We start from the raw sequence: 12,307 nt of genomic DNA, 5'->3' as shown, positions 1-12,307 counted from the left end.
GAGCCCGGGCCGGTGGGCGGCTGACTACCGTGACGCGGACGCCCGGGCGTGAAGGCGGCCGGGCGTCGTCCGGCACCCGCTCCTCGTGGGTCGCGTCACCCCACCCCAGGAGGACCCGCATGTCCGAGATCCAGACCGTGGCCGTGCTGGGGATCGGCACGCTCGGCTCGCAGATCGCCTTCCACGCCGCGTTCCGCGGTCGGCGCGTCACGGCCTACGACATCAGCGAGACGGCGCTCGACGCCTCCCGACGGCGCCTGGCCGGGCTGCCCGCGGCGTACGTCGAGGATGCGGTGGTCGGCGCCACGCCGAGCAGCACGGCGGCCGCGCTCGCCTCCCTCCGCATCACGACGGACCTGGCCGAGGCCGTGCGGGACGCGGATCTCGTCATCGAGGCGGCGCCGGAAGTGCTCTCCGTGAAGAGGGAGCTTCATCACGCGGTCTCCCGTCTCGCGCGGGACGACGCGATCATCGCCACGAACTCGTCGTACATGGTGCCGAGCGATCTCGTCGACGTGGTGCACCTGCCCGGCCGGTTCCTGGCCCTGCACTTCGCGAACCGCATCTGGCGCTACGGCACCGCGGAGATCATGCCCTCCCCCTCGACCGATGCGGCGGCCGTGGAGGCCGTGCGTCGGTACGCAGCAGACACCGGGATGACGCCGGTCGTGATGACGAGGGAGAAGTCCGGGTACGTGCTCAACACCATGCTGGCGCCGTTCATGCGCGCCGCCGCCGAGCTCCTCGTGGGCGGGTACGCCGACGTCGAGACCATCGACGCGACCTGGCGCACCGCGACCGGCTCCCCGTACGGCCCGTTCCAGATCTACGACGTCATCGGCCTCCGCAACTCCTACGCCACCGCGCGCATGTCGGACGATCCGACGGTGCGGGCCTGGGCCGAGTACCTCCACGAGAACTACGTGCGGCACGGCAAGACGGGCGTCGAGACGGGCGAGGGGTTCTACCGGTACCCGGGCGGGTGAGGCCGGCGTCGGGCCCCGCCCCTCAGGACAGCCGGCCGGTGTCCTCCTGGAACCAGCGGATCAGCTCGCGGAGCGCGGGCCGGATGGCGTCGTCCGGGCGCTCGCCCTCGAGGTCGTCGAAGGTGTCGCGGTAGCCGGGGATCCGCTCGGCCACGCGGGCGTCGTACTTCGCCATGCCCATCGTCCAGTCGGGGAACTGACGCTCGGTGATCCGCTCCTCCATGAGCGTGGCGATCCGGCCGTGGCGGTCGTCGGCGAGGATCGCGGCCATGCGCTCGCGCACCTCGTCCTCCTCGCCCTCGATCAGCTGGAGGAAGCGCCCCTGCCGGTGGACGAGGAGGCCCGTGAGCCCGTGCGCCGCGTTGGTCGCGCGGCTCTGGGCCAGGAGCTGCGCGAGGTCGACGTCGTCGAAGGACCGCTCGGCGGTGCTGGAGTAGACGATCGAGAGCATGGGGTCCTTCCGCGTGCGCGGGGAAGCGCGTCGTGGGACGGGGCCGGATCCCGCCGCCCCTCCAGCCTGGTCCTCCGGCACGCCGGCGGCCAGGGCGGACCGGGATACGTCGCCGGACGGATGCCGTCGGCGCCACGCCGCCGATAGCCTCCGGCCATGATCATCTGGCTGAACGGCACCCACGGCGTGGGCAAGACGACGACCTCGCGGCTCGTGCAGGAGCGGATCCCCGACGGCCGCGTGCTCGACGCCGAGAAGGTCGGCGAGGTGCTCATGGACATCCGGCCGCCCCTCCCGAAGCTGGACGACTTCCAGCACTGGACGCCGTGGCGCCCGCTCGTGGTCGAGACGGCGCGGCGCGTGCTCGACTACGCGGGCGGCACGCTCGTCATGCCCATGACAGTGCTCGTCGAGGCCTACTGGCGCGAGATCAGCGCCGGCCTCGCCGCGCACGGCATCCCCATCCGCCACTTCGTGCTGCACGCGGACACGGCGACGCTCCGCGACCGGATCCAGCACGATGCGGACCTCGGCCCGTCGGCCTTCCGCTTCTCCCGCGTGGAGCCCTACGAGGAGGCGGCCCGCACCTGGCTGCACGCGGAGGCGGAGGTCGTCGACACGTCGCGCATCACGCCGGTCGAGGCGGCCGACCGGATCGCGGGCGCGGTCCTCGTCGGGGCGTCCGGCGCCTGATCCGCCGGCGGGCCCGCGCGTCAGCCCCGCGACCTCCGTCGCCACACCGTGCGCGGCTCGAGCCCGAGGCCCCGGGCCTCCAGAGACTGCGCGACGCGGGCCGACCGGCGGATGCACGACACCAGCAGCGCGAACGCCGCCGCCGCGAAGGGTCCCCGCCGCGGACGACCGCGCCGGTCGAGGGGCGCGCGCACGGCCTGCGCCGCGCGGATCGTCGCCCACTCCGCGGGGAGCCGCTGGAGCATCCGCTGACCGGCGAGCACCGCGAAGGTCACGCGCGCGGGCAGCCGCAGGTCGAGGTGCAGGCTGATCATGAGGTCGACCGGATCCACGGCCGCCAGGAACGCGACCGACAGCGTGCCGAGCGCGAGCGTCCGCAGGGCGAGCGCGGCGCCCATGTCGAGGCCCTCCTCGGTGATCCGGAACGCCCCCGCCCGCGCGAGCACCGCGCCCGGCCGGCTCATCGCGTTCACCAGCAGGATCCCGAGGGCGAAGCCGCCGAATGCGAGCTGCGCGCGGAGGACGGCGCCGACGCCGACGCGCGCGCCGACGAGCGCCAGCGCCACGGCGAGCACGAGCACGCCGAGGGCGACGGCCGGATCCCGCACGGCGATGAGCGCGGCCGACACCGCGAACAGCCCGGCGAGCACCGCCGACGGGTTGCGCCGGGCGAGCCAGCTCGCGCGCGGCCCGCTCACGCGTGGCCCGCTCACGCCGAGGCCGCTGACGACCGGGCCGCTCACGCGATCCCGCCCGCGACGAGGAGGGCCGGCGACGCGACGAGCGCGTCCACCCCGCCGTCGTGGATCACCGTGCCGCGCCCGAGCACCACGGCCCGCGTGGCGTGACGCCCGACGAGCGCGAGGTCGTGGCTGGAGAACACGACCGCGCGCGTGCGCGACGCATCGACGAGCGCCCCCATGGCCGCCTCGGCATCGCGGCGGTCGAGCCCGAAGGTGGGCTCGTCCGCGAGGAGCACCGGCCGGTCGTGCACGAGCATCGCGGCGAGGCTCAGCCGCCGCTTCTCCCCGCCCGACAGCCGGTGCGGCGACGCGTCCCGCACGTGCTCGAGGCGGTGGCAGCGGAGCGCGTCGTCGATGCGCGGGTCGTCGTCCGCGAGGCCGACGGCGATCTCGTCGCGCACGCTGGCGGCCACGAACTGGTGCGCCGGATCCTGGAACACCATGCCGGGCCGCGCCCCCGCGACACTCCCGGCGACCGGGGGAACGAGCCCGGCGAGGGTCCGCAGCAGGGTCGACTTGCCGGATCCGTTCGCCCCGATGAGCGCCACCAGCTCGCCCGGCCGGAGCGCCAGGTCGACGCCCGCGAGCACGGGCGGGAGCGGATCCGGCGCGCGGCGGAAGCGACGCGGCCGCACGGCCGCCGGGTGCACGGCGAGCCCGACGGCACGCAGCACCGGCTCCGCCGCGGGGGCCGCGGACGCGCGCGGGACCGGCGTGTGCGCGTCCGCCGCCCACCCCGGCACCCAGCAGCCGGACTCGGCGAGCGCCGCCGCGTGCTCCCGCAGCACCTCGTGGGTGGGGCCGTCGGCGAGGAGCCGGCCGGCGGGATCCAGCGCGATGGTCCGCGCCGGCAGCCCCTCCGGCCCGAGCGCGTCGAGCCGGTGCTCCACCATCAGCACGGCGACCTCCGCCGGCAGCCGCGCGATCGCGTCCCGCACGGCGCGCACGCCCGCGGCGTCGAGCATCGCGGTCGGCTCGTCGAGCACGAGGAGCGCGGGCCGGGCGGCGAGCGCGGCCGCGATGGCGACGCGCTGCGCTTCTCCCCCGCTCAGCCGGTCCGTCTCCCGGTGCCGGAGGTGGCCGGCGCCCACGGCCTCGAGCGCCTCGTCGATGCGCGCGTCGACCTCCGCCGGATCCACGCCGTGGTTCTCGAGCACGAGCGCCACGTCCTGCTCGACCGTGGGCAGCACGACGGCGGCCGACGGATCCTGCGCCACGAAGCCCACGTGCCGCACCCGGTCGAGCACGGGCGCGTCCACGAGCCCCGCGACGGTCGCGCTCCCCGTCATGGTCGCGTGCACGGAGTGCGGCACCACGCCGGTGACGACGTGCAGCAGGGTCGACTTGCCGGATCCGGACGGGCCGATCACGAGGATCCGCTCCCCCGCCCCGATCCGGCAGGTCACGTCCCGCAGCACCTCCCGCGAGCGGAACGCGACGCCCACCCCGTCGAGCGCGACGACGGGGCCTCGCGCGTCCGTCACCCCTGCGCCCGGCCGACGGCGAAGTCGTCGACCGCGCCCGTGCGGACCAGCGCGTCGACGATCACCTTCGCCAGCAGGCCGCCGAACACGACGCCGGAAGCCACCTGGATCACGAGCCGCACCCAGAACAGGTCGGTGCCGTACCAGTCGGAGCGGAACGCCGAGAAGAAGAAGACGAGCAGCGCGCCGAGACCGCCCGAGACCGCGTAGTGCAGCCAGCCGTAGCGGCGGTAGCGTCCGGCCGCGAACGGGATCTCGCTGCCCGCGCCCTGGATCGCCGCCGACACGAAGAGGATCGGCCCCACGGCCGACCCGAGGAACACGACCTCGATGACCGACGCGATCACCTCCGCCGCGACGCCCGCGAACGGCCGCCGGATGACGGCGATCGCGATGGGCGCGACGAGCAGCCAGCCGCCGAGCAGCACGTGCTGGGTCAGGTCGCCGAGCGGCCCGGCCGCGACCGACAGCGCGGTCCAGCCCTGCACGAGCACCCAGTAGAGGAAGCCGAAGACCACGCCCAGCGTGACGAGCAGCACGATGTCGCGGAGGTCCCAGCGCGCGCGGCGCGGGGCGGTGGGACGCGGATCCCGCGCCTCGACGGGCGCGCTCATGCGCCGGCCGTCCGGCTCGGGCTGTTCAACGAGACGGTGAGGTGGCTGGTGACGTGCGCCACCGAGCGGCCCACGAGCACCCAGCCGGCGGCGGCCGTGGTGATCACGTCGGCGAGGTCGCCGCGGAGCGCCGTCACGAAGTGCTGCGACCCGGCGAAGGTGCCGACCGTGCGGGCGTGGTCGATGGCCGCGTGGATGTCCTTCATGTGATCCGCCGAGGCCGCGTCGGACAGCGGGTACAGCGCCCACTGCGCGGACGCGGCGATCCCGGTGGCGTCCGCCGCCGGCACCTCGCCGACGCGCACGACGCCCGTGCCGCACGCGACCTCGCCCGGGCAGCCCCGCGAGAACGCGATGGTCGCCTGCACGTGCGCGCCGGATCCGGCGGCGTGCGCGAGCAGGGCGACGAGCCAGCGGACGATGTCCTGCTCGGACCCGCCGACGAACGTGCTCACGTCGTCGGTCTCGACGACGAGGCCGTCGGCGGGCGTCGCGGCGAGCGCGCCGAGGATCACGTCGACGAAGTCGTCGCGCATGACGGCGAGGCTGAGCCGGGCGCCGACGCCGAACTCCTCGGGGGTGGGCGCCGCCTCGAGGCGGGTGGTGGGGGATGCGGTGCTGGTCACGCGCGTGCCTTCCGTGGTCGCGGATGCACGGGTGGGACGCGCGCGGATGCGCGGTCCCTCAAGAGATGCCTCCCTGCGCTGGCATGATCCAGATCAGGTTCTTACGGTCGAAGACTGGTGGTCTTCCTCTCAGCCCGGCCTACCGGACTCCCGTGTTCGGGATGACCATACCGCCGCCGCGACGGAGTCGGCGCGACGCCGGGCCTGGCCGTGGAGGACGGTGGGACCTACGCCTCCGCCGCCGCCGCGACCGCGCGCCGATAGAGGATCCCCTGCCGCACCGCCGTCACGAGCATCACGACGCACCCGACCACGAGGAGCAGCGGCAGTCCCACCCGCATCGCCACGAACACCGTCTCGAACAGGAACGCGCCGGCGAACCGCCACCCCTCCATCTCCCAGAGGCCGGGCGTCAGGTACCACTCGTCCGGGCGCAGGATCGCGCGGACGCCGGATCCCTCCGTCGCGGCGAGGACGAACACCACCACCAGCAGCGGCAGGAGCACCGCCGCGTTCACGTCGAGCGCGCGCTTGTACCGCTCGGCCCGCGACCGGGCGTCGGAGAAGATCTCGGCGTCCGCATCCGCCGTCGTGGACGCGAAGTGCTGCGTGCCGCTCCTGCGGCTGCCGCTGATGTGCCTCCAGCCCGCGTCGGCGAAGAGCTGCACGTAGTCGGCGAAGTCGGCCGCCGTCATGCTCGGCCGGTAGTCGATCCGCACGACGGCGGATCCGGGCTCGATGTCCGTCGACGTGTAGACGAACCCGCGCCTCCGCATCAGCCGCCCCTCGGCCGCCATCCGGTCGAGCCAGCGCTCCTCCTCGTCGAAGTCGACGAAGAACCTGATCACCATGGTCATCCCTCCCTGCTCCCCCGGCCGCGGTCGTGCAGCCGCACGAGGTGGGCCATGCGCTCGGCGTCCTGCGCGAGCACCTCGGATCCCCGGTCGGTGATGAGGTACACCTTGCGCCGCGGATCCTCGCTCGCCACCCGGGTGATGAGCCGCTGCTTCACGAGCGTGTCGAGGGCGCCGTAGAGCGTCCCCGGCGCGAGGCGCACCGCGCCCTCGCTCATCTCCTCGACGCGCGCCATGATCGCGTACCCGTGCGCCGGCTCGCGCAGGGCGAGCAGGATGCAGGCCACCGTCTCGGTGAGCGGCAGCAGCGGGTCCCTCGTCATCGCGCCCTCCTCATATCGTCCGACTGTACAGTCGGACGATATACAGCGCAACGGAATAGCCCGATCGGGGGCGTCCTACCGCTCGACGACCAGCCGCCGTGACACCACCTGCTGCGCGAGCCGCGAGCCGCGAGTCGTGCAGCGCTATCCAGCCACCACCGCGGACGCGATCTCCAGCAGCGCCTCGTGTGCGCGACGCGCCCTGGCCACGTCGTCCGAGGAGACGGGGCGATGCGCGTAGCCCGCCTTGGTCTTCAGAGCGAGCAGCCTCTCGAGGTGCTTGGCCGCACCGGGTCCGCCCGGCGGAGCATCGCCACCGACTCCTGGTGGTTGCCCGTCGGGGAGTACTCACCGCTGGCGACGATCGAGATGACGTCCCCGGAGGCGATGCCGGAATGCACCGCGAGGGTGACGTAGGCATCGCCGAACTCGTCGGCGTCATCGGAGGCCGCGTCGGCGAACAGCTCCGCGGCGTCCGCGAACTGCCTCGCCTTGCGGAATCGACCGTCCGCCTCGGTCCGCCCTGCTTCGCGAGTCGGCGTCATGTGCCTGCGACCTCCTTCCGGAAGCGCGCCGCGCTCCCCGTCAACACGATCCCCTCGTCGGCGATCGACTCCAGGAGCGGCTCCTCCGCGGCCGCCCCGCGGATGTCGTCGCGACCGTACTCGATGATCCGTGGATCGTTTCCCGTCCACCGATGGATCCGGCGTGCGAGCTCCGAGACGTCGTCGGACCATTCGTCGGAGGCGGGCCGATCCCGGACGAGCAGCAGGTCGAGGTCGCTGTCGAGCCGCATGGAGAGCCGCGCCCCCGAGCCGAAGAGGACGGCGAACAGGGGTGCGACGCGGAAGGCCGCGAGGGAGGCCCGGATGCGGTCGTGGAGCTCCCGATCGAGACGCGCGAGCTCCAGGATCGCCGGAGCTGCGAGATGGTCCCGGTTCAGCTTGTGCAGCACGGCCTTCCCGGCCGACTGGGTGTCGACCACGCCTTGCTCCGCCAGCCGGCGCAGGACCCGGCGGATGCCCTCGGGCGATCCCGAGCCCGCGAGGCTGCGGATCCGCGCGACCGTGAACCACGAGTCCGACCGGGCGAGCACGCGGAGGACGTCTCCATCGATCGTGGGAGTGATCGTGCGGAACGGATGCTGCAGTTGCATGCCCAGGATCGTAGTCGATCGCCAACTATCCTGGTCGATCGATCGGGTCTGACCTGATGCGCGCGCGAGCCTCGGGGCCCTACCGCTCGACGACCAGCCGCCGCAGCTCCGCCGACGACACGTAGCCGAAGCGGTGCAGCTCGCGCCACGCCGCCACGTACTGCTCCTGGCCCATGTCGAGATCCGCCTGGAGTCGCTCGCGGTTCATGGTGCGCGCGTCGGCCCGGCTGAGGAAGCGCGCGAGGTCGGCGGCGTCCGTGCCGAGGCGGGCGTCGTCGGCCCAGCCGTCCTGGATCAGGGTCAGGCCTCGAGGAGGTCGTGCAGCACGACGACCTGCTCGCGCTCCGGGCCCACGCCGACGGCCGAGATGCGGGCGCCGCTCATGCGCTCGATGGCCATCACGTAGTCCTGCGCGTTCTTCGGCAGGTCGGCGAAGGTGCGGCAGCCCGTGATGTCCTCCTGCCAGCCCGGCAGCTCCTCGTAGACGGGCGTGGCGTGGTGGAAGTCGGACTGCGAGACGGGCACCTCGTCGTGGCGCACGCCGTCGACGTCGTAGGCGACGCAGACCGGGATGGTCGCGAGGCCCGAGAGCACGTCGAGCTTGGTGAGCACGAAGTCGGTGACGCCGTTGATGCGCGCCGTGTAGCGCGCGATGGGCGCGTCGTACCAGCCGCAGCGGCGCGGGCGGCCGGTGGTGGTGCCGAACTCGAAGCCCTTGGCGCGCAGGTACTCGCCCGACGCGTCGTGCAGCTCGGTGGGGAACGGGCCGGCGCCGACGCGGGTCGTGTACGCCTTGACGACCGCGATGATCCGCTCGAGCCGGTTGGGCGCGACGCCCGAGCCCGTGGCCGCGCCGCCCGAGGTGGCGCTGGAGGACGTGACGAACGGGTACGTGCCGTGGTCGATGTCGAGCATGGTGGCCTGGCCGGCCTCGAAGAGCACGGTCTTGCCCTCGTCCAGCGCGGCGTTCAGCTCGAGCGACGCGTCGCCGACCATGGGCCGCAGGCGCTCCACGTAGGAGAGCAGGCTCTCCACGATCTCGTCGGCCGAGATGGCGCGGCGGTTGTAGATCTTGACGAGCATGTGGTTCTTGGCGTCGAGGGCCGCCTCCACCTTCTGGCGCAGGATGTTCTCGTCGAAGAGGTCCTGGATCCGGATGCCGACGCGGTTGATCTTGTCGGCGTACGTAGGCCCGATGCCGCGGCCGGTGGTGCCGATCTGGCGCTTGCCGAGGAAGCGCTCCGTGACCTTGTCGATGGTGCGGTGGTAGTGCGTGATGACGTGCGCGTTCGCGCTGACGCGGAGGCGCGAGACGTCCACGCCGCGGGCGGCGAGCGCGTCGAGCTCGTGGAACAGCACCTCGATGTCGACGACGACGCCGTTGCCGATGACGGGCACGACGCCCGGCGTGAGGATGCCCGACGGCAGCAGGTGCAGCGCGTACTTCTCGTCGCCGACGACGACCGTGTGGCCGGCGTTGTTGCCGCCGTTGAACTTCACGACGTAGTCGACGCGGCTGCCGAGGAGGTCGGTCGCGCGTCCCTTGCCCTCGTCCCCCCACTGGGCTCCGATGATCACTACTGCGGGCATGGCTCACTCCTCGTCGGGGCGGGTCGGTCGGGGTGGATCGGGTGGCGTGCGGTGGTGCGGGCGGAGCTGCGGTGCGGGGTGCTGCGCGGAGCGGGCGGGTCAGTCCTGGCCGCGGATGACGATGGCCTCCGTGGGCGGGAGCGCCCCGGCGGTCGCGGCCTCGATGTGGCCGGCGGCCGTGGGATCCGCGTCGCGCAGGAAGGCGCTGAGGCGCGAGACCTCGTCCTCCTCGCCGATGGCGGCGGCCGCGCGACGCAGCGCGTAGAGGGAGCGGAGGACGCCGCGGTTCGGCTCGTGGCTCCACGGCACGGGGCCCTGGCCCTTCCAGCCGGACTTGCGCAGCGAGTCGAGCCCGCGGTGGTAGCCGACGCGCGCGAACGCGTAGGAGGCGATGCGGTCGCCCTGCACGTACGCGGAGTCGGCGAGCAGCGCCCAGACGAGCGACGACTGCGGGTGGTCGGCCGCGATGGCGCCGAGCGTGTCGTGATCGCCGTCGGCGTTCGCGATGCGGGCGGCGACCTCGGGCTCGTCGGCCAGGCGCGTCTCGGGGACGCCGAGCAGGTTCTCTCCAGTCACACTCGATCCTACCAAGGCGGTCCGGCCGGTCCTCCTGCGGCAGCCGCCCGGGCGGCCCGGCCGTGTCGGCGCCCTCCGGTAGCGTGACGGGCACCGCCGGCAGCCCCACGGAAGGACCCGCGTGCGCATCCTCCACACGAGCGACTGGCACCTCGGGCGCACCCTCCACGGCGAGGACCTGCACGCGCATCACGCCGCGTTCCTCGACCACCTGGTCTCACTCGTGGAGGAGCGGCCGGTGGACGTGGTGCTCGTCGCCGGCGACGTCTACGACCGCGCGGTGCCGGGCGTGCCGAGCGTCACGCTGCTCGGCGACGCGCTCGCGCGGCTGAGCGCGCACGCCACCGTCATCGTCACGCCCGGCAACCACGACTCGGCCGCGCGCCTCGGGTTCGCGTCGGGGTTGCTGCGGGACGGCCTGCACATCCTGGCCTCGGTCGAGACGCTGGATCGGCCCGTCGTGGTGGAGGACGCCGACGGGCCGGTGGCGTTCTACGGGGTGCCGTACCTGGATCCGGATGCCGTGCGCGCGTCGCTCGCCGCCGCCGGCGCCCCTCCCCTGCCGCGCTCGCACGAGGCCGTGCTGGGCGCGGCGATGGACCGGGTGCGCGCCGACGCCGCCGGACGACCGGAGGCGCGCGTGGTCGTGGTCGCGCACGCCTTCGTCACGGGCGCGGCGCCCAGCGAGAGCGAGCGGGACATCCGCGTGGGCGGGTTCGACCAGGTGCCGGCTTCGGCGTTCCGGGGCGCGGACTACGTGGCGCTCGGGCACCTGCACGGGGCGCAGGAGGTGCGGGCGGCGGGATCGGCACGGCCCGTCATCCGATACTCCGGCTCGCCGCTCGCCTTCTCCTTCGGGGAGCGGATGCAGCGCAAGTCGAGCGCGCTCGTCGAGCTGCGGGCCGACGGGTCCACGACGGTCGGGCTGATCGACGCCCCCGTGCCGCGGCGGCTCGACGAGGTCACGGGCACGCTCGCGGAGATCACGGACGGCAGGCACGCCGACCTCGCCGACGCGTGGCTGCGGGTGCACGTGACGGATCCGGTGCATCCGGCCCACCTCGTGGCGCGTGTGCGGGAGGCGCTGCCGCACGCGCTCGTGGTGCTGCACGAGCCGGAGGGGCGCGTCGAGGGCGTGCGGTCGCGGGTGGTGGACGCCACGACGGATCCGCTCGAGGTCGCCGCCGACTTCGTGGAGCACGCGACGGGCGCGCCGCCCACCGACGCCGAGGCGCTCGTCCTCCGCCAGGCGTACGAGCAGGCCCTCGCCGCGGACCGGAGCGCCTGATGGACCTGCACCGCCTCACCCTGCGCGCCATCGGTCCGTTCGCCGGCGAGCACGTCATCGACGTGGCCGAGCTCGGGAGGTCGGGGCTGTTCCTCCTGGAGGGGCCTACCGGATCCGGCAAGTCGACGCTCATCGACGCGATCGTGTTCGCGCTCTACGGGTCGCTCGCGAGCGAGGGGTCGAGCCGCGACCGCCTGCACAGCCACCACGCGGCGCCGGGCGTGGAGCCGTACGTGGAGCTCGTGTTCGAGACGGCCGCGGGCATCCACCGGGTGCGCCGGAGCCCGCAGCACCAGCGCCCGAAGGCGCGCGGCACGGGGACCACGAACCAGAACGCGACCGCGAAGCTGTTCCGGCTGTCGTCGCCCGAGGCCGACGCGGGCGAGGTGCTCGGCACCAGCACGCAGGAGGTGGGCACGGAGATCGCGCGCATCGTGGGGCTCACGCGCGCGCAGTTCGTGCAGACCGTCGTGCTGCCGCAGGGCGAGTTCGCGGAGTTCCTGCGCTCGACGGGCGAGCAGCGGCGGCTGGTGCTGCAGTCGCTGTTCGGCACGGCCGTCTACGACGTCACCGCGAAGCAGCTCGCCGAGATGCGGACGGCCGCGAAGGCGCGCACCGACGCGGCGGACGCGAAGGTGGCGGAGGCGCTCACGGGCCTCCGCGAGGCGACGCGCGTGGAGGCGCTCGCGGTCGACGACGCGGCCGACACCGTGCGGCTCCTGGCCGAGCTGGCAGATGCGGCGGACGCGGCGCGCGAGGAGGACGAGGCCGCGCGGCGCCGGACGGCGGCGGCGCTCGCGGAGGCGGAGCGGATCACCCGGGCGCTCGAGCGGCGCCGCTCGCTCATGGCGCGCGCGGAGGCGCTGCGCACCGAGGCCGACGAGGTCGCGCGGCTCGCGGCGCGGCTGGAGGAGGCGCGGCGG

Annotated in this window: 16 protein-coding genes and 1 riboswitch; of the genes, 4 read left to right on the top strand and 12 right to left on the bottom strand. The window is 74.0% G+C overall.

Going from position 1 to position 12,307, the window contains the following annotated elements:
* The first annotated feature begins 119 nt into the window (after positions 1-119).
* Complete coding sequence (locus AWH51_RS00195) at positions 120-986, top strand: 3-hydroxyacyl-CoA dehydrogenase (RefSeq protein WP_063070130.1); 867 nt, start codon at positions 120-122, stop codon at positions 984-986.
* Between the two features lie 22 nt (positions 987-1,008).
* Here the strand turns inward: AWH51_RS00195 and AWH51_RS00190 are convergent, their stop codons facing one another.
* On the bottom strand, positions 1,009-1,437 hold the full coding sequence (locus AWH51_RS00190; protein ID WP_063070129.1) for a BLUF domain-containing protein: 429 nt from the start codon (positions 1,435-1,437) through the stop codon (positions 1,009-1,011).
* A gap of 156 nt (positions 1,438-1,593) precedes the next feature.
* Here AWH51_RS00190 and AWH51_RS00185 point away from each other — a divergent pair, with 156 nt between their 5' ends.
* The gene (locus AWH51_RS00185) at positions 1,594-2,130 is read left to right on the top strand and encodes an AAA family ATPase (RefSeq protein ID WP_063070128.1); all 537 of its coding nucleotides are present in this window, start codon (positions 1,594-1,596) and stop codon (positions 2,128-2,130) included.
* 20 nt (positions 2,131-2,150) lie between these two features.
* Here the strand turns inward: AWH51_RS00185 and AWH51_RS00180 are convergent, their stop codons facing one another.
* The 11 genes from AWH51_RS00180 to AWH51_RS00135 form a co-directional block, all read right to left on the bottom strand.
* Positions 2,151-2,873 carry an energy-coupling factor transporter transmembrane component T family protein gene (locus AWH51_RS00180; protein ID WP_063070127.1) on the bottom strand — a complete coding sequence of 241 codons (723 nt, stop codon included), beginning with the start codon at positions 2,871-2,873 and terminating at the stop codon, positions 2,151-2,153.
* Positions 2,870-4,357 (bottom strand): ABC transporter ATP-binding protein, encoded by a 1,488-nt coding sequence (locus AWH51_RS00175; protein WP_063070126.1) that lies wholly within the window; start codon positions 4,355-4,357, stop codon positions 2,870-2,872. The genes AWH51_RS00180 and AWH51_RS00175 overlap by 4 nt, the downstream gene beginning before the upstream one ends.
* The gene (locus AWH51_RS00170; RefSeq protein ID WP_063070125.1) at positions 4,354-4,971 is read right to left on the bottom strand and encodes an ECF transporter S component; all 618 of its coding nucleotides are present in this window, start codon (positions 4,969-4,971) and stop codon (positions 4,354-4,356) included. Before AWH51_RS00170 ends, AWH51_RS00175 begins: the two co-directional genes overlap by 4 nt.
* Positions 4,968-5,597, bottom strand: a complete 630-nt coding sequence (locus AWH51_RS00165; protein WP_063070124.1) for a YkoF family thiamine/hydroxymethylpyrimidine-binding protein — start codon at positions 5,595-5,597, stop codon at positions 4,968-4,970. The genes AWH51_RS00170 and AWH51_RS00165 overlap by 4 nt, the downstream gene beginning before the upstream one ends.
* A gap of 57 nt (positions 5,598-5,654) precedes the next feature.
* Positions 5,655-5,757: riboswitch (TPP riboswitch) on the bottom strand.
* 67 nt (positions 5,758-5,824) lie between these two features.
* The gene (locus tag AWH51_RS00160; protein ID WP_081234712.1) at positions 5,825-6,454 is read right to left on the bottom strand and encodes a DUF2812 domain-containing protein; all 630 of its coding nucleotides are present in this window, start codon (positions 6,452-6,454) and stop codon (positions 5,825-5,827) included.
* Positions 6,451-6,774 (bottom strand): PadR family transcriptional regulator, encoded by a 324-nt coding sequence (locus AWH51_RS00155; RefSeq protein WP_063070122.1) that lies wholly within the window; start codon positions 6,772-6,774, stop codon positions 6,451-6,453. Before AWH51_RS00155 ends, AWH51_RS00160 begins: the two co-directional genes overlap by 4 nt.
* A 254-nt stretch (positions 6,775-7,028) precedes the next feature.
* Positions 7,029-7,319, bottom strand: coding sequence for a hypothetical protein (locus AWH51_RS00150; RefSeq protein WP_063070121.1), 291 nt, complete (start codon positions 7,317-7,319; stop codon positions 7,029-7,031).
* On the bottom strand, positions 7,316-7,930 hold the full coding sequence (locus tag AWH51_RS15795) for a hypothetical protein (RefSeq protein ID WP_063070120.1): 615 nt from the start codon (positions 7,928-7,930) through the stop codon (positions 7,316-7,318). Before AWH51_RS15795 ends, AWH51_RS00150 begins: the two co-directional genes overlap by 4 nt.
* Positions 7,931-8,009: 79 nt before the next feature.
* Positions 8,010-8,138 (bottom strand): hypothetical protein, encoded by a 129-nt coding sequence (locus AWH51_RS16545; RefSeq protein WP_011931910.1) that lies wholly within the window; start codon positions 8,136-8,138, stop codon positions 8,010-8,012.
* A gap of 92 nt (positions 8,139-8,230) precedes the next feature.
* Entirely contained in the window at positions 8,231-9,520 is a 1,290-nt protein-coding gene (locus AWH51_RS00140; protein WP_063070119.1) for an adenylosuccinate synthase, read from the bottom strand.
* A 99-nt stretch (positions 9,521-9,619) separates the two neighbouring features.
* On the bottom strand, positions 9,620-10,096 hold the full coding sequence (locus tag AWH51_RS00135; protein ID WP_063070118.1) for a DUF3151 domain-containing protein: 477 nt from the start codon (positions 10,094-10,096) through the stop codon (positions 9,620-9,622).
* A gap of 121 nt (positions 10,097-10,217) precedes the next feature.
* On the opposite strand from AWH51_RS00135, the gene AWH51_RS00130 reads away from it, so the two are divergent.
* Both AWH51_RS00130 and AWH51_RS00125 read left to right on the top strand, forming a co-directional pair.
* Positions 10,218-11,384 (top strand): exonuclease SbcCD subunit D, encoded by a 1,167-nt coding sequence (locus AWH51_RS00130; protein ID WP_063070117.1) that lies wholly within the window; start codon positions 10,218-10,220, stop codon positions 11,382-11,384.
* A partial coding sequence (locus AWH51_RS00125) for an AAA family ATPase (RefSeq protein ID WP_131798077.1) occupies positions 11,384-12,307 on the top strand: 924 nt, incomplete at its 3' end. The genes AWH51_RS00130 and AWH51_RS00125, both read left to right, overlap by 1 nt.

It is taken from the genome of Clavibacter tessellarius, assembly GCF_001618005.1.
Taxonomy (GTDB): Bacteria; Actinomycetota; Actinomycetes; order Actinomycetales; family Microbacteriaceae; genus Clavibacter; species Clavibacter tessellarius_A.
Note: the sequence above shows the minus strand (reverse complement) of the source record. Positions and strands in the feature narration are given on the sequence as shown.

Coding starts and splice junctions, on each gene's coding strand:
- AWH51_RS00195 (WP_063070130.1), top strand. CDS start 120: ATGTCCGAGATCCAGACCGTGGCCGTGCTGGGGATCGGCACGCTCGGC.
- AWH51_RS16545 (WP_011931910.1), bottom strand. CDS start 8,138: ATGAACCGCGAGCGACTCCAGGCGGATCTCGACATGGGCCAGGAGCAG.
- AWH51_RS00160 (WP_081234712.1), bottom strand. CDS start 6,454: ATGACCATGGTGATCAGGTTCTTCGTCGACTTCGACGAGGAGGAGCGC.
- AWH51_RS00140 (WP_063070119.1), bottom strand. CDS start 9,520: ATGCCCGCAGTAGTGATCATCGGAGCCCAGTGGGGGGACGAGGGCAAG.
- AWH51_RS00190 (WP_063070129.1), bottom strand. CDS start 1,437: ATGCTCTCGATCGTCTACTCCAGCACCGCCGAGCGGTCCTTCGACGAC.
- AWH51_RS00155 (WP_063070122.1), bottom strand. CDS start 6,774: ATGACGAGGGACCCGCTGCTGCCGCTCACCGAGACGGTGGCCTGCATC.
- AWH51_RS00150 (WP_063070121.1), bottom strand. CDS start 7,319: ATGACGCCGACTCGCGAAGCAGGGCGGACCGAGGCGGACGGTCGATTC.
- AWH51_RS15795 (WP_063070120.1), bottom strand. CDS start 7,930: ATGCAACTGCAGCATCCGTTCCGCACGATCACTCCCACGATCGATGGA.
- AWH51_RS00185 (WP_063070128.1), top strand. CDS start 1,594: ATGATCATCTGGCTGAACGGCACCCACGGCGTGGGCAAGACGACGACC.
- AWH51_RS00170 (WP_063070125.1), bottom strand. CDS start 4,971: ATGAGCGCGCCCGTCGAGGCGCGGGATCCGCGTCCCACCGCCCCGCGC.